Genomic DNA, 23,456 nt, shown 5'->3' on the forward strand with positions numbered 1-23,456 from the left:
CATACGTTTGTCCCGGATCTTTCGCTACAATAAGGACGTAACGTAAACAGAAATAAGTCTTTTTAGGAGGAAATAATAATGTACAACGCAAGCACTACCAGATATGACAATATGAAATATAACCGCACTGGAAAAAGCGGTCTACTCCTTCCGGCGATCTCGCTCGGACTATGGCATAACTTTGGTGGCAACGACTTATTCGAGAATGGTCGCGCCATGGCAAGAAGAGCTTTCGATCTTGGAATCACACATTTTGATCTCGCTAATAACTACGGTCCGCCAGCTGGCTCCGCAGAAGAAAGCTTTGGTCAAATTCTTAAGAAGGACCTGGCTCCTTATCGAGACGAAATGGTCATCTCTACGAAAGCCGGATATTATATGTGGGCTGGCCCTTATGGTGAATGGGGCTCCAAGAAATATCTCGTCTCAAGCCTAGACCAAAGCTTGAAACGTATGGGACTTGATTATGTAGATATTTTCTATCACCACCGTCCAGATCCAAATACACCACTGGAAGAGACCATGGCTGCACTGGATCTCATTGTCCGCCAAGGTAAGGCTCTGTATGTGGGGATTTCAAATTACAATCCTGAGCAAACACGCGAAGCCGCGCAGATTCTACGTCGACTTGGAACGCCATGTCTGATTCATCAGCCTAACTACTCCATGATGTCCCGCTGGATTGAAGACGGCTTGCAGGACGTATTAGAAGAAGAGGGTATCGGTTCGATTGTGTTCTCTCCACTACAAGGAGGCATTCTGACCGACCGCTATCTTAACGGAATTGCTCCTGATTCTCGCGCTGCTGGACCAAGTGTATTCCTATCCGAAGATGCTATTACGGAAGAGAAGATCGCTAAGGTTCGCAAACTGAACGAGATTGCTGCAGCACGTGGACAAAAAATGTCTCAACTAGCGTTATCTTGGGTACTACGTGGGGGTAAAGTAACTTCCGCTTTGATCGGCGCAAGTAAGGTGAGCCAGATTGAAGATGCAGTCGCTTCCTTGAATGCACCGGAGCTAAGCGCAGAAGAGCTGGAGCAAATTGAGACGATTTTGCGAGGATAATTCATATATTAAAAAAGGACGGCCAATGAGGTCAGGCAGCTTAAGCTTCTCTGGCACTTCATTGGCCGTTTTTTTCATACTCACCCAAAAATCTGTGTGATATACACCATTATTAATAATCCAAAGATAAACGAATACGTCGAAGGCCGTTCATAACCATGACCATGACTCTCCGGAATAAGCTCCTTGTAAACGATGAATAACATAGCTCCAGCTGCAAAAGCGAGACCATAGCCCACTATATTCTGTAGGTAACTGGCTGTAAAATACCCAACAACCGCAGAGACCATCTCCATTAGGCCGGTAAGCGTAACGATTCCCAAGGCCTTTAGCTTGCTTGTTCGCGAATTCATGAGAAAGACTGCAAGAATCAATCCTTCCGGCATATTTTGTGCACCAATGGCAATGGCCACGGTAGGCCCCAGACTGGCCTGTTCGCTGGCATAACTGAACCCCGTACTGAGCCCTTCGGGTATGTTGTGAATGAACAGCGCAATCAAAACGAGCAGCGCCTTCGAATCCATATTTGTATATCCCGGTTTATTCTCCACGTCGATATGCGGGATGTTTTTTTCAATTAAATCGAGAAGCAGCACTCCTGTAACCAGGCCCAAGGTTAAAGCGATAATCCCCGATTCTTTAATCGCTTGCGGCATGAGTCCAAATGTGGAAGCAGATACCATAATACCTGCTGTAAAAGCAACGAGAACGTCCTTCCATTTCTCAGATAACCGCTTCACGAACAGAATCGGAAATGCTCCAAGAACCGTAGCCATTGCCGATACAAAGCTGCCTAAAAGCGCAGTTTCCAAACCTTCAACTCCTTTTGGTACAAGTCGGATAGACCAACATATGATGAATGAAAAATAATTATAACTCCCTATTTAAAACTACCTTACAGTTTCTTCATTATACAAATTCAGCGCCAAGCTCATAAAGTCCTCATCCAGATAGCTGTCCTCCAGCTTCATCGCATTTCGTTCTGTCCCATAAAGAGTGAATCCAAGCGACTCATAGAGTCTTTTCGCTGGAATATTGCTGGACACTACGGAGAGATTAAGTATCTCCAAGCCCGGAAGCTCTGCTGCTCTTGTGATCAGTTCCTTCATCAGAGCTTGCCCTACCCGCTGTCCCCGAACTTTCTGGTCCACATACATTCCCACTACATTTCCTTTATGCTGGATCTTTGATCTGCTCTCACGGATAAAAGTTACCACACCCACCAATTCACCATTTTCAGTGAAACCACCCAGCGTAAACCGTTCTTCGCTTAGGTTCAGTCTGCTCCGTGTTGTCTCTATCGGCATTTCTTTTTCCGCTTCATAGCTGCTCAAGAAAGCTTCAGGATGTTCCCGTAGAGACTGTAGACGAATGTTCCGGTAAATCTCCGCATCGGTAGAATTCAATAGACGGACATCCAAGATCACAACCTCCTTCTTACCATACAGATGAATATCTATATAATGGTCTCTAATTTTTATAAATCATATCCCAATTCTCTTGTCAGAAGCAATCCAAAGTGAATTTATCACCATTTACTACAATGACATATAGACAACTTCAACTTATCTACCTACATAACGTTGATAAACGCTGCTATATCATCCTCAATTAGCTTCAAAGCACTTCTCCAGAAATCGATGGAGTGAACATCTACATCCATAGTCTTCGCTACATCAACAATATCATGCTTGCTAGTAGCACTTAGGAACTGGTGATAACGGGCGACAAAATCCTTGCCTCTATTTAAATATTCCGCGTACAGCCCTTTAGAGAATAGTAGACCGAATGAATAAGGGAAGTTCAAGAATTCATTACCGGCGATAAAATATCCAATCTTGTTCATCCACATATACGGATGGATCGTATCAAGATCAATACTCCCACCATAAGCTTCCGCCATACACGCACGCATCAATTCGTTTAGCTCCTGAACAGGTAGAGGTCCCGATGCTCTTCTCTCATATAGTTTAAGCTCGAATAAATAACGGGCATAGAAGTCTACAAGATAATAACCCGCATCCGAAATACTTCTCTCCAAAATAAGTAGTGCTTCCTTCTCGTTAGAACTAGCAATTAGTGTCTGATTCACAATGGTCTCGCAAAAGATCGAGGCCGTTTCAGCAATCGGTATCGGATAATCTGTGTTCAACATCGTTTCATTCGCCAGACAAGAACTATGATACGCATGACCGAGCTCATGGGCAAGGATGCTAATATCCATGGCATTTCCAGTGAACTGGGTCATGATTCTACTCTCCCCAATCGGAAAAATATCAATGCAAAGCCCATAGCCTCCTTTTCCTGCTCTCGGTTCTGCGTCAATCCATTGTTGATCAAAAGCCTTTTGGGCAAAACAAGTCAATTCCTCACTAAAAGTTGCGAAGCTGGCGACGATTGTGTCTTTTGCGTCAGAATATGTAATTCTCCCATTCTCTGCCCCTACAGGTGCGAAAATATCATAAAAGGGTAAATTTCCAGAATGACCTAACAGATCAGCTTTCTTTTGATAATAAGTATGAAACGATGGAAGACTTTCCTTAAGGGCAACGAGCATAGCCGATAACGTTTCTCTGTCCATTCTTGAAGATGCTAGCACCTTTTCCAGAGATGATTTATATCCCCGCATGCCATAAATCGTTAGTGCCTCACCACTTATTCCATTCAAACAGGCCGCAGAGACATCAGCAATCCGACTGTAGGCTTCAACCTCAGCTTCATAAGCTGCTTTTCTTAATGTAGCATTATTCTCGTAGGCCATACTTTTTAGCTCTGCAAGTGTAACTTGTCTGGATTCACCTTCCACCACGATATCTGCAAGTGTACTCGAAATTTTTTCCATATAGAGCCTACTCCATGCTTTGGACCCCGTGCTCTGCATTCTGGCGATAGCCACTTCGACTTCTTCACTTAACTCATAACGGGATTGTAATAATAGTTCATTCAAATAGAATTGATGTTCCATTAGGTAAGGTGAGCTGGCGATAAGCATATCTAAATGTTCACAAATACTAACCCAGCGCTTAAATCCCACAACTACTCCAGTAATCTCTGAATTTGCATTCTCAATATCATCAACAAGATTCATAGCTTCCTCACTGTTATTATCCGCACTAAGCGTTAGCTCTGCATAAGCTAATAAACATATATATACGCCTTTATAATCATTGTATAGTCTTAGAAAGTTCTCGATCGCAACAGCGGAAACATCCTTACGTTTCAGATTGCCGTCAGCCCATATTTTTAAATCTTGTATATGTTGGCTCAGTAGCTTGCGATCCCCACTTAGCTTCTCCGATTCAAAAGAGGGGTATAAGCAGTCCAAATTCCAGGTCATATTCATTCGTGAATCTCTCCTCTACTTCTTTGCCCATCTTCAGATTTCTTCATTATACCGTCCTTAGCGGAGAAAATCTGTATAATGCTATACTGCCTATGCTCTCGGGTGGGAGCTAATCACAAAAAAAGGATCCTGCCAACGTCCGGCAGGATCAAGGTTTATATTATAAGGGGGTTATGTGATTACTATAACCCTCTTAGCTTAAAAGAATATGAATAGTAGATAAAGATTGGCTTAATCTAATGGTCCGATAGGTATCCATCTTCTATTAGACTGGTTATCATAGATTAACTTCACTGCGGATGGCTCTCTGCCCTCTTCATCAAATATTTCAAGTTCATTGACCTCCTGCAACCAAGCCATCGGAATTTTATAATCCTCTTGCGGTCCGATATTCCAGTAACGTCCAAGGTCGATGCCGTTCAGTTTCACATACCCTTTACTCATTCCCGTTAACCGAAGCTTAAGTTTGGCATGGACAGCTTCTGGAAGAATGAGTCTTGAAAAATGCAATGTATGCCAGACTGGCCCTTTAATCAGCCCTTTATTATGAACTAATACTCGATCAAGTAAATTAAGATCATAAGTATGCCATCCGCCAAGCTCAGTCTTTGAATGGTAGGTGATAAGCTCCAGACGATCTATTGGAGATTTATGATAGTACATTTCGATCTCGTTAACACCTTCCTGAACATACGCGGATATATCGAGTGTATGGAACATAAACCAATCCTGAAATCCACTAATTTCAATTAGCTGTCCATTAATTTTCAACTTTCCGCTCATTGCCCCTACCAGAATGGCGCGATCCTGATCTTGCAAAGTAAAGGTCCGTCGCATAACAGTACCTGAGTCAATGACACAAAGCTGTCCTAGTTCAATATAGTTGCCCTCACACTGCCATTGTTCACGAAGGTCAACAGCAGCTCCATCCAGAAATACAGGGCCTTGAATACCCTTAAACTCTCCCAGGAAAGGAGAAAAGTTCAATCTACCCATATTTTGAACAAGCAACTGCAAATGGTTAGTCTGATCGGGCTTCAGTCTCAGCTGTATACAAGATGCTCCCAGTTGACGAACCATCTGTTGTTCTTCTCCGTTTACATATACTCTAAAGCTGTCCTGTACTTTGGGAATCACCAGCGTTCTGACTTCTTCAGGTCCCTGCTTGAGTTCACAGGTGTACAGCAGATGCCCAAACGGCTTCTCCATAGCAGAGAAATCAACTGGTGTATCTCCGGATTTATAACTGGCAGTAGGTAAGAAACTTACCACTGATGAGGCGTTCAGACTTAACACCGGCTTCTCAAAATGTATATATGGTGAGGTCTCTTCCTCTTCAACTGCCTGTACAGCCCAGTCACCTAAATGAATAATATTTGATTCACTACCATTTAATACAGCTTTTATTTCACCATCTTCAGCGATATCCATATCAGCATATCCTAGAGCCCAGCGTATGCCTGACTGATCCTCCAAACGCCAGCTAGCATCAGCCATTTCCCCGTTCACTAATATAAGTCTGAATTGCTTCCCACCAATAATGAGAGAAATCGCTTGCATCTCCTCAAAATGAAAGCTGTCCAGCGTCAACTTCTTATCGTCACTACTCAGCTCCATCAGCTGCGGTCGCTGTCCAGTCCATTGGATCGACTGTTCCGATTCTATCTCAATCCAAGAACGAGCTCCATTATCTGCAGCTACAATTAATGTATGAATTCCGTCTAGTTCCTCATTGCAGAGCAGATAGGAGTTGCAGGTTAAGAAAACATCAGGAACAACCTCAAAACGTTCGAGAACTGGCATGATCGCTCTTGGATTCACATTCACAGGAATCGTTCTACCACTGGACAAGGTAAGAAATGTATTTTCCCTCTCCTCCTTGCCACTCTCTACAAACCAGATCCGCTGACTTCCCCACTCTTTATAACGAACCGTAAAGCCTTCACTTACTTGAGTTACAGCATTTGTTCCTTCTACCGAATTCAATAGCAGACCTTTTATCGCTAGAGTATAATATGCTAGTTTCTTGGCTACAGCATATTTTTTGGTCACTCTGCCGTACTCATTTAATGGGGCATCATAATCATAAGACGTGACCATAAAAATATCGCTTGCACCTACCGTTCTCCCTCCGTAACTTCCAAAATTGGTACCTCCATAGAACATATAATGACTGATCCCGCTATATCCAGCACGCAGTATCTCCATTGTTCTCTTTTCATAAATATTGGCAGTTTTCTGCGTTGCAGCTTGTGCTCCCCAATGCTCAAACCATCCGGTCCAAAATTCGGTAACGATCTTAGGCATCTCCGGCTGTTTAAGATGCAAATTCTCATAGTGCTGGTCGGCATTCGACCAGAAGTTGGCACCTTCGATTGTGCCTTCCGCGCCACCTACACAAGTAATCAGCGGCACCGCGATTCCCCGACGGATCAAGCCATCTCTTAAGTAATTCATATATTCTGCTGCAGCATCATCATCGACCAGATAACCATATTCGTTCTCTACCTGAACAAGGATTACCGTGCCTCCGTTGTCAATCTGGCGATCGCGAATAATTGGGACAATTGCATCAAAATAAAGATCGACACCATCCAGATAAGGTTTGTTAAAGGTTCTGAATTCAATTCCTTTTTTGTTATTTAGCCACCATGGGAATCCTCCGAAGTCCCACTCTGCACAAATGAAGGGGCCGGGGCGGGCAATTACCCATAATCCCAACTCAGCACATAAATCAAGAAATGCACCACAATCCTGATCCCCTTCGAAATTCCACTCACCCTCCTGTGGCTCATGTACATTCCAGGCAAAATAGGTATCCACACAGTTCATGCCTGCTAACTTTGCCTTCACCAGAACTTCGCGCCATTCTTCTCTAGGCATGCGGAAATAGTGGATGGCCGCACTATTGATAAAAACTTGCTCTCCATTAATGGTGTAGCTTTTTGCATTGTAATTGACAGTCATTCTCTCCACACCTCTTTCTATTCTTTCAATCGAACACTCGAAATTACAATTGTCGTAACCGACTGTTGCTCCACATTTATTTGTAATCCGTTTTTGTATAATGGCAATTCAGTTTCTTCCAAATTAGCGGAAGCTGATGTCCGATAAACCGCTGCAATTGTGCTGTTCAACTCAAATGGAGTTAAATCATAGGTTATTTCTTTATCCGATTGCTCGTTTCTAATAACTAGAGTAAGCTGCTGCGTGACTTCATTGTATGCTGCCACTGTGCGCCCATCATTTGTCGGTATAATTCGTGAATCCGGACGGATGAACCGGCTAAAGTTAGCCATTGCATAATATTGTTTTGTCAATTCGTAATTGGCTTCTTCTGAAAATTCAGAATGAATAAATCCCCAGTTATTATTTGCACTCTCATCCTCAATGGCCTGCCAATAAATCCATGCGGCGGGTTGGAGCATTCGCAAATCATAAGTAATACGTTCAGCTAGTTCCAGTACACTGCTCATATCCTGATGATTATGCGGTTCACTCCCTCCTGTTCCATATTCAGACATCCATAGCTTCTTACCGTTCTGTTGCGCGAAGTCGCGGAGCTCCTCAAGCTTGGCTCCATTATAAGAATGTGTATTAATCTGAGACAAACGGTTTAACGTTGCTTCATCGTAACCCTCAAGCATATCAACCGTTTCATCAACGCTATTCTCATCAGGTCCACTGATTACGGTATCCGTAATTCCTTTGGACTGAAGTGACTCAGCAACTTTTTGAATGATTTCCATTTGCTTATCCACACTAAAATGACTACCCTCTTGAATATTTCCCTTCTTCCACCAATTCGAAGCTGGTTCATTAAGAGGGTTAAGTGTCTGGAACGTCACTCCCCATCTTTCCTTGTATTGCTTAACTACCTCGGTTAAATAATCAGAAAATTCATCAAAATACTCATCCTTCAGGTTATTTCCTCCATCAACAGCACCTGTGACGGACCCGCTAACAGTCATCCAGTATGGCGGTGAATTGGAGAATGCTTCAGCTATCGTTGCTCCGCGTTGTAATGCACCAAGTAGAACTGTTCGTTGACCTGCGTCAGCGTCCCAATCCCATTTCCCCTTCTCAGGCTTAAAGCCTGGGACATCCCCTCCAGGGCGCAATGTATTATTCTCAATATGTGGATCTTCTCCGCCACCGATATTGTAACGTACGATATTCAGTCCAAGACCCTTTTCCGCATCGAACACCAGATCCATTACTTCATCTAGTTTCTTTTGATCCGACCATTGTCCGAGTACATTCGCCCACCAAGCAAGTGAAGTTCCCCAGCCCTCAAAGCCGTCATATCCCTCTTCTGGTCGAACTTGGATGGCATCACTATCTAGACTCAAAGTTGTGAGTGCTTTATTATCTTGAGATTGATTCAACTTCATTCCTCCCCATACTCCTGCTGTAATCACTATTATGCTAAGGCTTATCAGCAATCCTAAATGTTTAGGTCTTCTCATTTGCCGCTATTCCACTTTATATAAGCCCGCTTAAATCCTATAGACGATATAACTGCACGATGGCCCGACTGAATGGCCTCAATAAGCAAAGAGAATCGATTCGTTCCCTTTCTTAACCAAACACCCGGCAGATATATCTTTTCTTGCGAACCTCCGCTCATCACAGGTTGGTCCCCTGTGCATGGTAGCCAAATTCTACTCACAATCCGCCCATTGTAAAAAGCAGTTAGTTTAGCATTAGAACCAACTATTTGAACCACCCGGTCGTTTATTTCACTCTCCTCATTCCACTCACTCTGCAGCCATAGTACTTCTCCTGGAGACATTTCAAGAGGACCTTCCTGCTGATTTGAGACTTTAAAAGACTCTTCCGCATCTTCCCAAAGCTGTCGTTCCTCAGCGCTGTAAAGTGTCCAATCGTTCATCTGATGCCCCTTGAGGAGCGATATGGAGCCTGCTGACTGACGGAATTGCCGTTCCAGATAAAGTGTAATTTCAACTGTTTTTCCCGGAACAATAAAAGGAGTAAGATCAAAATAAGGATCGGCCAGACTGACTTCACCAGCTAGCAACTTATTCACAAAAACAACAGCCCTTACCTGAATACCATTAAAATGAATAATATAACTGCAATTTAATTGATTTGACGAAGTAAACTCTTTTGTATACAGGCCCGTTTCCACTTTTCCGGTAAATATCCAGCTTCCCCAATCAATAACGCCACAGTCGTGGGAATGCTCGCTTGGTTCAGGCAGCGTGTGCTCTTCACTTAATCTACTGCATGGACGAAACCTCCAATTGTGATTCCAGTTTGATTCATGTGCAACTGCAACAACGCTCTTCAAGCCCTTCATTGATGATTGTTGCAATGAAGGAAGCAAAATATCATCAAAATTTGTATGTCCCCATATTTCTGCGCGAAGTTCACAGCTTTCCAGCTTAGCCATCCCTTCGCTAAAAGGAATATATTTACTGCTTCCGCCCGAAATAACTGTCCCTTCATATTTCCCATTAGCATAAATACTTACAATGTCCGAAGCATTCTGAAGCCATATCCCCTTAACAACTTCGTTCTCTTCTGCCAAGGAAAGCTTCGCCTCGTACCAGGCAAAGCCACGGTTAATCCCCAACTTCTCCAAATACATAGGAACAGCTTCCAAATGCTCCTTGCCAAGTGTCCTCTCATTAAATGCAGGAGATATATACCAGCTCAAACCCTTAATATCCTCTTGTTCAAATCCTTCTTTCTGCTCAACATAATACTGTAATTCTCCGTCATCCTGTATCACTTTAAGCTGCTTTGCCTGCTTACGCTGTAAAATGATGACTTGTAGCTTTCTCCCATCCACATCGCGAAGCTGAACCTTAGCTTCCGCAGACCCGGAGTTTAGGATGGTTGTATTGCCATTCCGGCGAACTTCAACACCGACAGAGATTACTTCAACTGTGTCTTGGAAATCAAAGCAAACCTCAGCTGTCCCATCGGAACAAAAAACAAGTATGGTCTCGCTATGATTTTCTTGGACTTCGAACAATTCTGCCGTGGAGTATACTAGAGTTCCTCTAGCTCCCCACATAGCCAGCGGTATTTTAAAGGGCAGAATAGGGCAACTACCTGAGGCAATCGAAAGCTCAGTGTATAACGGGAATACACTTCCTTCTCCCTGAATAGATACCGTTCCGGTGTGCCCCTCTACATTAGGCAGTGATATCAAATAGCCCCCACCTACCAATTTCAATAAATAGCGCATACCAGCGTTTTCCTGCAGACTTGTTTTTATCTTTATAAAGCTCGGAACTGGCTCTGCTAAAGCAAGCGAGCTACCAAATGTTCGAAGCAAGCCTGAGAGTAGCCGACCTTCATAGTACTCCGGACGTTGTTCACCATAGGGTGTAATCATTCCATGGAAATCATAATCTGAGGTCAATAATGCAAGCGGATCACCCCAGTTATTGATGGCGTTGTTGAATCCAAAATTGGTTCCTGAGACTTGAAGATACGGCCCTAACAGTTTCGCCCCACTTCCAAGTAGTCTGCGTAGTAAGAAATGTGAACGATTCGTTTCTGTCACAGACAACGGATAATTTCTATCCTTCAGGTCATTGTAATAAGCCACTACCCGATCTTCAAAATCTGCGTCCATATCATTCGGATAAAAGTTGCATGTCGGCATTACACCTTCGGCATTACCGGTAGCTCTATACAAATTCCCTTGCCCCGCGCATGCAAATAGGGGAACGCTCACCTTATATTGCAGTGCCAAATCACGTAGAGCAGATATATAGCCATTCGGATCTTTGCAGTTATAGAAATCCAGTTCGTTATCCAATTGAATGCCTATGACCGTTCCTTGTACACCCAGTTCATATTTCTTGAGAATAGGCATAATCTGTGCAAACCAGCGGGAAACCTCATTCAAAAATAAAGAATTATTATCTCGTAAGCGAAGCCCATCGATCGCAAGCAAATATGCTGGCAATGCTCCGCCATCCCATTCCGAACAGATATAGGGTCCCGGACGGGCAATCACCCACAACCCTTTTTCTTTAGCGATTTCTAGAAATTGCGAGATATTCTTTTCTTCCTTGAAGTCCCATTCACCGCGTTCCTGCTCATGATAATTCCAGGGAAAATACACATCTATCGCGTTATAGCCCGCATCCTTAACTTGCTGCATTCTCTTACTCCATTGCTCCATAGGAATACGAAAATAGAAAAGAGAAGCACATAGGATAATTTCCGGCCGACCTTCAATAGTCCATCCCTTGTTACTCACTTCCACCTTGCTATTTGTTTCAACAGTACTGTTGATTTTCAACACCCCCGAGTCTAGTTACTTAATGCCGCTACTCCCGCCGCTGATATTTGCTTCATACACAAATCTCTGTCCAAGCATATAGACTATAATCATGGGAATCGTCAGAAATAGTGAAGCGACCATCACCATATTCCATGGAGGCATTTGCCCTCCTGATGCTGTACTTATCAGTTGCACTCCAAGTGCCAGAGGTGTCTTCTCAGGGTCATTAATATAAATCAACGGGCCCATGAAGTTTCCCCAGTTATAGGAGAAGGAGAAAATAGCGATTGCTGACAGAATAGGAAATGTCATAGGCAGAATAATCTTGGAATAGATGCCGAAATGTCCCATTCCGTCAATCATCGCTGCTTCATCAAGGGATCTAGGTATGGCCATTATGAATTGTCGGATCAAAAAGACATTATAGGCTCCTGCAAAAAAACTAGGCACTATCAGTGGCAGGAACGTATTGACCCATCCCAGTTCCTTATAAATAATAAATTGTGGAACCATTGTGACTTCACCGGGAATCATCATCGTGCTCAGCAATATTACAAATATAATTCCGCTGCCCTTTGCTTTCAGTCGGGCAAAGCCGTAGGACACGAAAGAAGCTGATGCCACAGACCCGATTACAGTCCAGAACGTGATGATCACACTATTTTTCAAATATGTACCTAGATGATAGTTCGTGAACACCTTTGTAAAATTCTCAAAAGTAAATTCAAGCGGAATAAATGTAAAGGCTACCTTCACTGTTGTTGCATCGCTGGCAAACGCAATTGATAGCATATATATGAATGGGGCGAAGAGCAGAATCCCTACTGCGCATAAAATCACATAGGATACACCCTTTTCCATCAAGGATATTCTAGCCATTTTCTTTTCCCTCCTCGTAATGCACCCATAAAGCAGATGAGCGAAAAACAATAAGTGTAAGCAAGAGAATAATAATGAATAATACCCAAGCAATAGCAGAGGCATAGCCCATTTTATAGAACCGGAATGCATTCTGGAACAGATAAGGAACTACCATCTGACTTGCGTTATCTGGACCTCCCGAAGTTACGATAAAGACCTGAGCGAAAGTCTGAAGAGCCCCGATAATACCCGTAACCAGATTGAAGAAAATTACAGGAGTAAGCATTGGAAAGGTAATGGAAAAAAAACTTTGTTTACTTGATGCCCCATCAATAGCTGAAGCCTCATAAAGTTCCGGCGGTATTCCTTTCATTCCAGCGAGAAGTAGTACCACCCCTCCACCAACTCCCCACAGCGACATTACAACGAGAGCAAGTTTCACCCAGTTGGCATCAAGCAGCCATGCCGGACCCTGAATACCAAATAGCGCAAGCCCTTGATTAATCAGCCCCTCAGTCGGAGCGAACAATTGAATGAACAGCAATGAAGCAGCTACAACCGGAACTACCGAAGGCAAATAATAGAGCACCCGGAAGAAGGTGATTCCTTTTAGCTTCTTATTCAAATAGTAGGCAATCCAGAGTGAGATAGACATTCCCAAGGGAACGGCAATAAATGAATAATAAAATGTATTCCATAGAGACTTCCAAAAGATAGGATCATCCGTTAGTAGGTTTTTATAATTATCAATGCCAATAAAATTGGCGGACTGAAATAAATCCCAGTCTGTAAAGCTCATATAAATAGAGAACAGAATCGGCCCTAAAGTCAAAGCTATAAAACCAATTAACCATGGGGAGATAAAAAGATAAAACCATCGTCCATCCTTGTTTTTCATAAGAGCACCTCCACTTTTACTTCTAAAATAAATTTCACTTTAAGTAAGAGCAGGGATCAGCCATAACAGCCAATCCCTTGCCCAAGTGAATTTCAACTCGACAACTGCTCTTTTATTTATAGAGCTTTTCCAGTCCTTGCTGAATTTGTTTGACTGTATCGTCAAGCGCTACTTTATTGGAGAAGTAAGGACCGAGCTTATCATCAATGACCTTCATCATTTCGTTCCACTTTGGATTAAGTGGTTGTTTATACAGTTTGGAATCGCTAAAGGCATTCATGTTTATCTTTTTACCGCCGTATTCTGCATTGACAAATGCGTCACTCGAAAGTGCAGCCTTCGTAGCTGGAGCATCCTGGCCACTTTTAATGATTGGCATTTGAGCATCCAGTGTTGTCAGCGCAGCTATCACTTTAAATGCTGCGTCCTGGTGCTTGGAATCCATTGTGATTGTAAGCCCGTTAAAGAAGGCATTCGTCTCCCCCCACACAGGAGCAATCTCCCAATTAATTCCCTCAACTTTGGATAGTGAGCCGATATTCCAGAAACCCGTTGTTTCCATAGCAATCTTTCCTTGAGCGAACAACGGATCTGCACCAATATTGCCCATATCGGCAATTTCAACAGGTGTCGGTGAAGTTCCATATTTGAAGCTCATATCATTCAAGAGTTGAAGGGCATCGCGAACTTCCTGAGTATCAAAGGTAGGTTTGTTACTATCATCGAATAGTGAACCACCGTTTTGATAAACAAGCTGCATCCATTGTGGCCACCAAGACCCCGGATAGTAACCCCACTGAACCGTCTTGTCTCCTTCTTTAACAGTTAGCTTTTGAGCTGCATCAAGCATATCTTTTTGGGTCCATTCCCCAGAAGGGTAAGCAACACCAGCCTTATCAAAAAGATCTTTGTTATAAAACACTACCATTGCACCAGCACGGTCAAGCATGCCATATTGCTTGCCATCATAGTTCATGATGCTTGCAATATCATCACTGTATCTTTCTTTCATATCTACATTGTTGGAAGCAATCAGATCATCAAGAGGGATAATCTGATTCTTACTTGCGTACACTTGATAATTCTCGGCAATCATCATAATATCCGGTGGAGTTCCACCTGCAATCATGGTTTGAACTTTCTGATCATAATCACCTGCAACAAGTAGAACATTAACTTTTATATTCGGATTAGTTTTATTAGCAATTTCAAGCCGTTGCTCCATCACTTTCTTATCTTCCTCAGAACCCCACATCGTTAACGTCAGCTCAACCTTTTTATCACTAACTGCATTCCCTGTACTGCTTGATGAATCATTTTCTGTATTACTACTGTTACCGCCACATCCTGAGAGAACACTGCCGATAAGAAGCATAAACACCATTAACATAGTCATTTTGTTCTTAATTTTCTTCTACCTCCCCTAATTTTCATAACTAGTCTGGGCTTAAAAATTAATGAAACGCGTTTCATGTAATGGGTTTCATTAATGATAAAAAAGAATACCCGCAATCTCACCGGGTCTCTCTTACTTTATAATACCATTAATGAAAGGGGTTTCATGAGCCTTGGGTTTATTATATTCCCACCTTTTTAAGCTGTCAATATGACGCGTCAATTTTTATTTCCTCACTCCCGTACTCTTTCTAACTACCAATTGCGGCTTTAATATTATCTGTTTTCTTGGATTCTTACCGTTAATAATCTGGTGTAACGTCTCTACCGCAAGTTCCCCCAGCTGATTGGTGTTCTGAGAAACCGTAGTTAACTCGGGATTAACCGCAGTAGACAAAGGGGAGTCATCGAATCCAACAATAGAAATATCTTCTGGAATACGAAGACCATGCTCAATAGTTGCCTTAATAGCACCTATTGCTGTGAGATCATTCACGCATAATACAGCAGTTGGTCTATCCTTCAGATCCAGTATTTGATTCATTAATTCTCTACCACCATTTACTGAAAACTCTCCAGATTTCAGCCATTCTTTACGGAGTTCTAACCCGTGTTCCTTTAGTGTTTTCTTAACGGATTTTATCTTAACTTGAGTAGTTGAGGTGTCATCCATTCCACCAATAAACCCAATATTCTTATGTCCTAAATCAAGCAAATGTTGTGTGGCAAGCGCCGCGCCTGCCGCTTCATCCGTATAGATTCGATGAAGATTGCTTTTCGGCAAATTACCGTTAACAAGCACGATAGGTACGTGCCTCGATAGTTCAATAACCTCCTGTGATAACTCAGGGGGACAATTAACCAAGTTAATCCTACCACCCAAAAAGATAATACCATCCACTCTTTTTTCTCGGAGAATGCTCAAATACTCAGATTCTCGACTGTATTGCCCAGCAGTATTACATAGGAAGAAGGTATACCCTTTATCTCTGGCAATATTTTCGGCACCCCAGAATACCTCTGGAAAGAATGGGTTAGTTATATCTGGAAGTATCATAGCGATAGTACCAGTTTCTTTTTTGAGCAGGCTTCGGGCTAACGCGTTAGGCTGGAATTGGTACTTCTCTATGACTCTCATAATCGTATCCCTGGTACTTGCCTTTACAGGAGCCGTATCATTAAGCACACGAGAAACAGTCGCAACTGAAACTTGTGCTTCTCTTGCTATATCATAAATAGTGATTGTTTTCATGGATTTCATTCCTTATCCTATTATTAATTTCAATAATAACAGAAGATCCGATTTTATGAAACGGATTACATTAAAGCTCGTTTAAGGACAAAAAAAGGACCCTGCCAACATCCGGCAGGGCCAAGGTCTATATTTAAGGGGGTTATGTGATTACTATAACCCCCTTAGCTTAAAACGATATGAATAGTACCTAAAGATTAGCTTAAACCCAAAAGATACCTTATTGGCTTATGGCAGTAGTATTGTTTCTATTCTTGTTGAACTGAATCACAATATACACGGCAAGGAACAACACCATAAACCCAGCTGAATAACGATACATTATCCCATAATCGGATGCCGCCGATATCATTCCAAGAATAATAGCCCCACTGGCTACCCCTAAATCTGTTGAGTTATAAAACATACTGTTCGCCATGCCATATTGTGCTGGTGTTGAGGTCCGAAGCATCCAAGCCTGTATAGTAGGCTGGATGGCTCCAAACCCGAGTCCATACAGCAGTGCGGATAGGATGAGCATTGGCATGGATGTCGTATACGAGAGTACCGTTAAGCTCGCGACAACACAAACCGCTGCGGGAATCAGAACAGCTGCAGGTCCTCTTTTATCAAATAATCTGCCGGAAATAGGTCTAATAATGATGATCGTAATCGCGTTAAATAAGAAGAACAAACCTACTTGCTCTAAATGTACTGATTCGCCGAACAAAGCGATAAAGCTAAGTAATCCCCCGTAGGTAATCGCGAGCATGACATTCAGTATTGCAGGCAATATTAACTGTGTATTAAAAGGAACCTTGAGCGGTTTAGATGATTCATTGGATCGTGCACTAAGCTGTTTTTTCGGCACCGCTGGAAGCGAACGTGAGAAGAATAGAACTGGAAATGCAAGAAGCAAGGTGAACGTTCCAACCATAGCCAGTGTTCCGAACCCCGATTGCTTCATTACGTTTAAGCCAATCATAGGACCAATTGACATCGCAAGACTGGTAGATAAGCCGAAATAGCCTATGCCTTCACCCATTCTTTTGCTAGGAATAATCTGTGATACAATCGTTGGAATAATCGTGCTGGCGATCCCAAATCCAATCCCATAGCCTACTCGCATCAGCAACAGCGACCCGATTGAATCTGCTACAACATAAACTCCGGTTATGGCCGCTGCAATAGCTAAACCAATATATAATAATACATTACGACTAACCTTCCGCATCAGAAAAGCAGTCATAAAACGCGAGGCAATTGCAGATAATGCGAATACGCTAGTAACTAGGCTGACCATAATATCTCCGACTTGAAATTCTCCTTTTACGTAAGACGGAAATGAAGATAGCAGCATCTGTAAATTCATAAATACTAATAAAGCACTAATCGTTAAAGCAATAAAAGATTTGGTCCAAAGTTTCGTACGCGGTTCTTGTTGGTCTGACATCACTTACGTTCCTACTCTCCATCATTTATTTGATCTATATGATTGTTTATTCTTAGAAGAAGCTCCATAAGCAGCTCATATTCATCACTGGAAATACAGTTCCTAATCTCATCTGTTACCTGACCCTCGATAGGAAAGGTTTCCTTAATCAGAGCTCTTCCTTTTTCCGTAATATAAACTTTAAAAGAACGTCGATCTTTCTCCCCGGTTCTTTTATAGATCAGTCCTTTTCCCTCCAAGTGGTCCAGAATTCGCGTCGTAGTTGGTTTATCCTTACCCGAACGCTCCGCGATGTCCTTCTGAATTAGCCCTTCCGTTCTGTCGACTTGAAAAAGGACTGACCATTGCTCTGGTGTTATATCATACTCTCTTAGCCAATTTTGAAATAACGCGCTTAATTTACGATAAGTAGTTCCCATCATAAATCCTAACGAAAGTTCGGATTGGTTATGCTTTGTCGTCATGAGTAAACCCCTTCTCATCATCTTCTTATTATCTTCTCGATAATTAGTTGCTTAGACAATTGTATTCCTAACAACTAAATTTGTAAAGGTGATACAAAATTATAAACTAACTATTATTAAGTTGCTTGACAAAGTAAACTTAATCAGGTATTATTATCTCATGTTAAAGATACTTAACTTAAAGACAACTAGAGCATAGCACTCTTAAGATTATTTGATTGAAGGTTGTGTAATTCATGGGATTTCTAGACAAACTATTTGGTAGAACAAAAATCGAGGAGGAACAAACAATGTCAAAATTAAACATCGGAATTATCTTGGGAAGTACTCGTCAAGGGCGTTTAAGCCCACAAGTAGGAGAATGGGTTAAAAAGGTTGCAGATGCACGTGGAGATGCTAATTATGAGATCGTAGATATCGCGGACTTCAAGCTTCCACTAATGGGTGAAGTAGATGCCACTGAACAAGCGACTGCTTGGAATACAAAGCTTGCTGAGTTAGACGGTTTCGTATTTATCGTTCAAGAATACAACCACAGTATTTCTGCATCACTGAAAAATGCACTCGATTATGCACGTGAAGCTTGGAACAACAAAGCAGCGGGTATCGTAAGTTATGGTTCCGTAGGCGGCGCTCGTGCAGCTGAACATTTACGTGGAATCTTGGGAGAACTGTCTGTAGCAGACGTTCGTGTACATCCTGCCCTGTCCCTGTTTACTGATTTCGAGAACGGATCTGTGTTCAAACCAGCGGATCTGCACCTTACCAATGTTAATGGCATGCTTGATCAAGTATTGGCTTGGAGCGGTGCGCTCAAGACTCTTCGTTAAGATTAACCTGCGTTGATATTATGAAATACACCTCTTGGAATAGACATTGGATAAACCTATGGTTTGTCCGGTCCATTCTAGGGGGTGTATTTTTTGTGTGTCTGGTAACATTAAAATCGTCTTATTTCATTAAACTGATAATTTGAACCGCTCTTCTTTTAAACGTATGAGATCTCCATCCCTATATATTTGTCCAGTATTATTTACGTCTCTATTAAATTCACTTCGAAGCTCTCTGCTACAATGTACTGAGAAGGGTGGAATAATAAAATTTGTTCCTGACCGGTATCGCTATGAGTGCGCCCATACGGAAAAGTAGTTACTTGAAGTGATTCAGCTTCGAGAACACGGGCGTAGATATCCAAAATTTCTTGGGGACCAGCGCAAAAACAAATAAGATGATCAGTAAAGGTTTCTAAATCGGGCAAAAATTCAGCAGCGAATTCTTTAGAGCCATAATTTTGCGCAAACGAGTGCAATTCGACGAATAATTTCCCATAAATTTTCTCGTTCTTATAAATGTGTTCGGGACCCATAATCATGAAGAAGGGTTTTTGGTATTTAAACAGTACCGGATGATCCTGGTGAAGCTCCAGATAAAAAGATGGGTTCTGCAGATTAAGACTGCTCTCCTGGACTCCTTTGCATGTAATTAGCCATTGATGGTATCTTCCCGCAGTTTGACCAAATACCTCCTTATACAAGGATAAGGTCAGATACATCTCATTCTCTGTATGCTCGACTTTATCGATCTTGAGAAAACCGTCATCATACATGTGCATAGCTTGATTAATCGCTTCAATAAAAATTGGGTCACCTTCCTCTATTCAAGTCGACTATTGTTACTTGGGAACAATTCAAAGTATAGATCAGTAGGAAAAAATAGGAAATAGGAGATTTAGTAGTATTTTCTCGGATAAAGTTGCCGAAAAGAAATATTTTGAAAAGGGTTGAACTGCGTGAAACTATACTTTCTTATAAAAAAATAGACCTGCCTCGTATGTATCATCACATACTGAACAGGTCTATTCTGTATTGGTTTATTCCGGTCTTTCTATTGAAAACATCTCACCAAGTGTTGCGTAATTTGATCCCGCCAAACGGCTCACAGCATTTAGACTTCTCGGGTCAATCCGCCCCTCCTGATAGATCGATTCAGCGATGTGAAACTGAACAATTTCGCCGATGAATAAGTCACTCCCAGGTTCTTCTCCCCCTAGAGGAATCGCTTGTACTAGCTTGCATTCCATACGAACCTTCGCTTCTAATACGCCAGGCACAGCTACACAATTACTTTGGACCGGTGTAAGATTCGCTAGTTCAATCTCGCTTTCTGTTGCCGGTAATGAGGCAGCGGTTTGATTGATTCTCTCAACATTCTCATCATCCACAATATGCACAACAAACTCATGATTGTCATAAATATTACGCGCTGTATCTTTTAAACGCCCCGCTGGTCTTTGAATAGACAGTGAAACCATCGGAGGATTAGCTGAGACGATATTAAAATAGCTAAACGGTGCACCATTCAAGATGCCTGCTGCTGATTGTGTTGTAACAAAGGCAATGGGCCTAGGAATTACAGTACCAATTAATAATTTATAATTTTCCCGCTCACTATTGTGCTTTGGATCAATCGAAATCAATCTCCCCAGCTCCCTCTTCACTCTTTTACGAAATCGATCGTACTTCTTACGGTATCTATAGGGCGTACTAACTTCTCAATTTGCTCACGTTTAGGCTCCAGGAATGGTGGCAATGAAAGCTTCTCTCCAACCGTTTCGTATTCCTCATCTCCCATAAATCCAGGTCCGTCTGTCGCAAGCTCAAACAAGATTTGCGGGGCAACACGTGTATAGAGCGACTCGAAGAAATGACGATCCACATACCCAGAGGTTTGGAACCCGAAGCCTTCAAAGCGCTCTGTCCATTCATCTAGCATCGCACGATCTTCTACACGGAAAGCAGCATGGTGAACAGTACCAAAGCCTTGACGCGAGTTCGGCAAGTCCTCATTATGCTCTACAATAATTTGCGCGCCATTTCCGCCCTCTCCGACTTCAAACAAATGATAAGCATCTTCTTGACCGATTTCTTTGAACAACATGACTCTTTCCAAAACTTCTTTGAAGTAATTGAAATCAGCAATTCGTATAAAGATCGGTCCTAAGCCAGTTATCGCAAACTCTAAAGGAATCGGCCCTTTTTGCCATGGTGTACCTGATGCAACACCTTCATTAAATTCATCTGAGATGAGTTGATAATGTTGGTCATCAAAATCTACAAATGATAATGTCTTTTTGCCAAACTGCTCTTTAATTCCGTTATGCTTCACTTCAAGGCGATCAAAACGATTTACCCAGTAGTCTAATGCAGCATCTGTTGGTACCCGGAAGGATGTCTTGGCAATCTCATTGGTTCCGTGTACACCTTTAGGAATGTTAGGGAAGTCAAAGAACGTCATATCCGTTCCGGCACTGCCCTTATCATCTGCAAAAAACAAGTGATACGTTTGAATATCGTCTTGGTTGACTGTCTTCTTCACTAGACGCATTCCTAATACGTAAGTAAAGAACTCGTAATTTTTTTCTGCGCTGCTTGTGATGGCTGTAACGTGGTGAATCCCTTTTAAATTTCTCATGATTATACACTCCTAAAGTTTAGTTTGATTTTGTAATATAATTCCCTAGATAAGAAAGTTTAATTGAAATATCTTAATGTTAAGATATTAACCAAAAAAATTTCTTCCCAACATTTGATCCTATGCTTCACAATTATCTTTACATTAATTATCTTTAACTTAAGATAAATTTAACACACACCTTTGTTCTTGTCAACAGATCACTATAAAAGATAAGCAGAACAGCCTTGTTCAATATGTTAAGAGACATAATGAACAAGGCTGTTCTGTTTTGGTTCTTACTCGATCACAAATTTCCCAACCGTCTCATTCATCATTTCCGCAATATTCGCCTGGTGCTCAGAAGAAGCAGCCACATCTTCAAACGCTTTTAATGTATCTGAAATATGATTTCGAATGCCACTTACATTATCTGCAGATTGTTGAGATACTACGGCAACACTCGTCATCGCATCATCTACCTCTGCCATTGATAACTTCAGTCCTTGCATTGAAGATACCATTTCACCTGTGATCTCATGAAACATATCGGCATCATTTTTATATTGCATACTTACTTGCTCGAAACTCTCGTAATCACTTATAACAGTTGAATCGATAAAATCCAGTAACGCTTGTGATTGAGAGGACACATTCTCAAAAGCATCTTCCACTAACAGAGTCATTTTCTGAATTTTAACCACTGATTCCTCTGACTGTATAGCAAGTTTGCGTACTTCATTAGCAACCACAGCAAATCCTCTCCCCTCATCTCCAGCTCTTGCCGCTTCAATAGAAGCATTCAAGGACAACAGGTTCGTTTGGGCTGCAATCTCTGAAATATACCCGGCCATCGCACTTACTTCATTAACAACTTTCCCTGCTTCAATCGCTTGCCTAATGGAATTCTGTTTCTCGGCATACAAGCTTGTCGCATATTGAATCGACGCTACAGCCTTTTCCTTCGCAGAAGCTGCCTGTACCAAAATTCCCTCCGAGGTGTTTAGTGCTACTCCCGCCTTATCACTCAGCATATCTGCATTGGAGATAATCTCTTGCACCGTTGCATTTACCTCTTCTGTTGTTGCGCTTAAAGATTCACTTCCAGAAGCAACCTCTTGCGAGGAATTATAAATTTGATCCATTGTAGCATTTACTTCCTCAACCGTTGCAGATAATTCTTCGCTAAGTGCACCTAATTCTTGCGCTGAAGAAGATGCACTAGCCACAATGGTTTGTACTTGCTCTGCCGAATGATTAAGCGACTTCACGATTTGACCAAATTCGTCTTCGGCATCCAACTTAGCTCTTTGAGTCAGATCTCCTCGACCAAACGCCTCTGAAAAGTTCAGGATAGTGGTTACTGCTCGTGAGAAATATCTTCTCAAGGACAAATATGAAAAGATTGAAATCAGGATAACGAGAAAGGCAATAACGATATTGATCGTAAGTCCTTTTTCATATAGCTTCTTATTCTGAACATCTTCATGTTGAGCGTTGCCTAAGTTCATTTCAACTAGTGTGCTAAGTTCATCAAGTCGTTTCGTATTAAACGCCTCAAGACTTAAGACTTCTCCATCAGGATCATATGTTGGTGTTTTGAGCATCTTTTCAAGCATTGGTTGCTGAACTTCCTGATATTGTTTCGTTAGTGATACAACATCATCAAAAATTTCTTTTTCGCCTGGAAGGGAACGTATTCCTTCAAACTGGTTGATGAGTTCTTTATCATTAGCCTGAAGGTCAAGAATTTGCTGATGATTCTCTTTCAATTTAGTAGGATCATGACTAGCAATCATTTTATTGGTTAAACTTCCGATCTCCTGAAGGTTTGCCTCAAACTTACCAAGTATATAGACTGATGTAAGATCATTTTTATACATACTTCTGGAGTTTGTATACATTTTGTCGAAATAAATACTACCAACGATCGCAATGATCAGGGCACCTATCAGTAATATTGAATTAGTAACAGTAATTTTACCTACGATAGTCCAATTTCTCATTTTCCTCATGCTTTGCA

The 23,456-nt window shown here is 41.9% G+C and carries 18 protein-coding genes; 2 read left to right on the forward strand and 16 right to left on the reverse strand.

The window, feature by feature from the left end; all coding sequences use genetic code 11:
- The first annotated feature begins 75 nt into the window (after positions 1-75).
- Complete coding sequence (locus NSS67_RS29050) at positions 76-1,068, forward strand: aldo/keto reductase (protein WP_339320737.1); 993 nt, start codon at positions 76-78, stop codon at positions 1,066-1,068.
- Positions 1,069-1,148: 80 nt separating this feature from the next.
- On the opposite strand, the gene NSS67_RS29055 is transcribed toward NSS67_RS29050, so the two are convergent.
- The 12 genes from NSS67_RS29055 to NSS67_RS29110 all read right to left on the reverse strand — a co-directional run bounded on the left by NSS67_RS29055 (position 1,149) and on the right by NSS67_RS29110 (position 17,983).
- Entirely contained in the window at positions 1,149-1,880 is a 732-nt protein-coding gene (locus NSS67_RS29055) for a ZIP family metal transporter (RefSeq protein WP_339317236.1), read from the reverse strand.
- A gap of 78 nt (positions 1,881-1,958) precedes the next feature.
- Positions 1,959-2,489, reverse strand: a complete 531-nt coding sequence (locus tag NSS67_RS29060; RefSeq protein ID WP_339317237.1) for a GNAT family protein — start codon at positions 2,487-2,489, stop codon at positions 1,959-1,961.
- A gap of 152 nt (positions 2,490-2,641) precedes the next feature.
- Positions 2,642-4,411 (reverse strand): M3 family oligoendopeptidase, encoded by a 1,770-nt coding sequence (locus NSS67_RS29065; RefSeq protein WP_339317238.1) that lies wholly within the window; start codon positions 4,409-4,411, stop codon positions 2,642-2,644.
- A 231-nt stretch (positions 4,412-4,642) separates the two neighbouring features.
- Entirely contained in the window at positions 4,643-7,378 is a 2,736-nt protein-coding gene (locus NSS67_RS29070) for a beta-galactosidase (RefSeq protein WP_339317239.1), read from the reverse strand.
- Between the two features lie 17 nt (positions 7,379-7,395).
- Positions 7,396-8,805, reverse strand: a complete 1,410-nt coding sequence (locus tag NSS67_RS29075) for a glycoside hydrolase (RefSeq protein WP_339317240.1) — start codon at positions 8,803-8,805, stop codon at positions 7,396-7,398.
- 71 nt (positions 8,806-8,876) lie between these two features.
- Entirely contained in the window at positions 8,877-11,657 is a 2,781-nt protein-coding gene (locus tag NSS67_RS29080; RefSeq protein WP_339317241.1) for a beta-galactosidase, read from the reverse strand.
- A gap of 57 nt (positions 11,658-11,714) precedes the next feature.
- Positions 11,715-12,560, reverse strand: coding sequence for a carbohydrate ABC transporter permease (locus NSS67_RS29085; protein WP_339317242.1), 846 nt, complete (start codon positions 12,558-12,560; stop codon positions 11,715-11,717).
- A complete protein-coding gene (locus NSS67_RS29090) occupies positions 12,553-13,440 on the reverse strand; it encodes a sugar ABC transporter permease (protein ID WP_339317243.1) in 888 nt (295 codons plus the stop codon). Before NSS67_RS29090 ends, NSS67_RS29085 begins: the two co-directional genes overlap by 8 nt.
- A 112-nt stretch (positions 13,441-13,552) precedes the next feature.
- Positions 13,553-14,836 carry a sugar ABC transporter substrate-binding protein gene (locus tag NSS67_RS29095; protein WP_339317244.1) on the reverse strand — a complete coding sequence of 428 codons (1,284 nt, stop codon included), beginning with the start codon at positions 14,834-14,836 and terminating at the stop codon, positions 13,553-13,555.
- A 225-nt stretch (positions 14,837-15,061) separates the two neighbouring features.
- The gene (locus NSS67_RS29100) at positions 15,062-16,087 is read right to left on the reverse strand and encodes a LacI family DNA-binding transcriptional regulator (protein WP_339317245.1); all 1,026 of its coding nucleotides are present in this window, start codon (positions 16,085-16,087) and stop codon (positions 15,062-15,064) included.
- A gap of 220 nt (positions 16,088-16,307) precedes the next feature.
- Positions 16,308-17,519: an MFS transporter gene (locus NSS67_RS29105; protein WP_339317246.1), complete on the reverse strand. Its 1,212-nt coding sequence runs from the start codon at positions 17,517-17,519 to the stop codon at positions 16,308-16,310.
- 11 nt (positions 17,520-17,530) lie between these two features.
- Complete coding sequence (locus tag NSS67_RS29110; RefSeq protein ID WP_339317247.1) at positions 17,531-17,983, reverse strand: MarR family transcriptional regulator; 453 nt, start codon at positions 17,981-17,983, stop codon at positions 17,531-17,533.
- Between the two features lie 290 nt (positions 17,984-18,273).
- Between NSS67_RS29110 and NSS67_RS29115 the strand changes: the two genes are divergently transcribed.
- Positions 18,274-18,813 (forward strand): NADPH-dependent FMN reductase, encoded by a 540-nt coding sequence (locus NSS67_RS29115; protein ID WP_339317248.1) that lies wholly within the window; start codon positions 18,274-18,276, stop codon positions 18,811-18,813.
- A gap of 203 nt (positions 18,814-19,016) precedes the next feature.
- On the opposite strand, the gene NSS67_RS29120 is transcribed toward NSS67_RS29115, so the two are convergent.
- The 4 genes from NSS67_RS29120 to NSS67_RS29135 form a co-directional block, all read right to left on the reverse strand.
- Positions 19,017-19,595 carry a hypothetical protein gene (locus NSS67_RS29120; protein ID WP_339317249.1) on the reverse strand — a complete coding sequence of 193 codons (579 nt, stop codon included), beginning with the start codon at positions 19,593-19,595 and terminating at the stop codon, positions 19,017-19,019.
- A 258-nt stretch (positions 19,596-19,853) separates the two neighbouring features.
- Positions 19,854-20,459 carry a flavin reductase family protein gene (locus NSS67_RS29125; RefSeq protein ID WP_339317250.1) on the reverse strand — a complete coding sequence of 202 codons (606 nt, stop codon included), beginning with the start codon at positions 20,457-20,459 and terminating at the stop codon, positions 19,854-19,856.
- 17 nt (positions 20,460-20,476) lie between these two features.
- Complete coding sequence (locus tag NSS67_RS29130; protein ID WP_339317251.1) at positions 20,477-21,454, reverse strand: ring-cleaving dioxygenase; 978 nt, start codon at positions 21,452-21,454, stop codon at positions 20,477-20,479.
- A gap of 278 nt (positions 21,455-21,732) precedes the next feature.
- Positions 21,733-23,448, reverse strand: a complete 1,716-nt coding sequence (locus tag NSS67_RS29135; protein ID WP_339317252.1) for a methyl-accepting chemotaxis protein — start codon at positions 23,446-23,448, stop codon at positions 21,733-21,735.
- Positions 23,449-23,456 lie beyond the last annotated feature (8 nt).

Source organism: Paenibacillus sp. FSL R10-2734 (assembly GCF_037963865.1).
Classification (GTDB): domain Bacteria; phylum Bacillota; class Bacilli; order Paenibacillales; family Paenibacillaceae; genus Paenibacillus_AQ.

What these genes read in the sequence shown, in the direction of transcription:
- NSS67_RS29115 (WP_339317248.1), top strand. Translation starts at nt 18,274, where the DNA reads ATGTCAAAATTAAACATCGGAATTATCTTGGGAAGTACTCGTCAAGGG.
- NSS67_RS29105 (WP_339317246.1), bottom strand. Translation starts at nt 17,519, where the DNA reads ATGTCAGACCAACAAGAACCGCGTACGAAACTTTGGACCAAATCTTTT.
- NSS67_RS29095 (WP_339317244.1), bottom strand. Translation starts at nt 14,836, where the DNA reads ATGACTATGTTAATGGTGTTTATGCTTCTTATCGGCAGTGTTCTCTCA.
- NSS67_RS29110 (WP_339317247.1), bottom strand. Translation starts at nt 17,983, where the DNA reads ATGACGACAAAGCATAACCAATCCGAACTTTCGTTAGGATTTATGATG.
- NSS67_RS29065 (WP_339317238.1), bottom strand. Translation starts at nt 4,411, where the DNA reads ATGAATATGACCTGGAATTTGGACTGCTTATACCCCTCTTTTGAATCG.
- NSS67_RS29085 (WP_339317242.1), bottom strand. Translation starts at nt 12,560, where the DNA reads ATGGCTAGAATATCCTTGATGGAAAAGGGTGTATCCTATGTGATTTTA.
- NSS67_RS29075 (WP_339317240.1), bottom strand. Translation starts at nt 8,805, where the DNA reads ATGAAGTTGAATCAATCTCAAGATAATAAAGCACTCACAACTTTGAGT.
- NSS67_RS29100 (WP_339317245.1), bottom strand. Translation starts at nt 16,087, where the DNA reads ATGAAAACAATCACTATTTATGATATAGCAAGAGAAGCACAAGTTTCA.
- NSS67_RS29070 (WP_339317239.1), bottom strand. Translation starts at nt 7,378, where the DNA reads ATGACTGTCAATTACAATGCAAAAAGCTACACCATTAATGGAGAGCAA.
- NSS67_RS29130 (WP_339317251.1), bottom strand. Translation starts at nt 21,454, where the DNA reads ATGAGAAATTTAAAAGGGATTCACCACGTTACAGCCATCACAAGCAGC.
- NSS67_RS29120 (WP_339317249.1), bottom strand. Translation starts at nt 19,595, where the DNA reads ATGCACATGTATGATGACGGTTTTCTCAAGATCGATAAAGTCGAGCAT.
- NSS67_RS29135 (WP_339317252.1), bottom strand. Translation starts at nt 23,448, where the DNA reads ATGAGGAAAATGAGAAATTGGACTATCGTAGGTAAAATTACTGTTACT.
- NSS67_RS29090 (WP_339317243.1), bottom strand. Translation starts at nt 13,440, where the DNA reads ATGAAAAACAAGGATGGACGATGGTTTTATCTTTTTATCTCCCCATGG.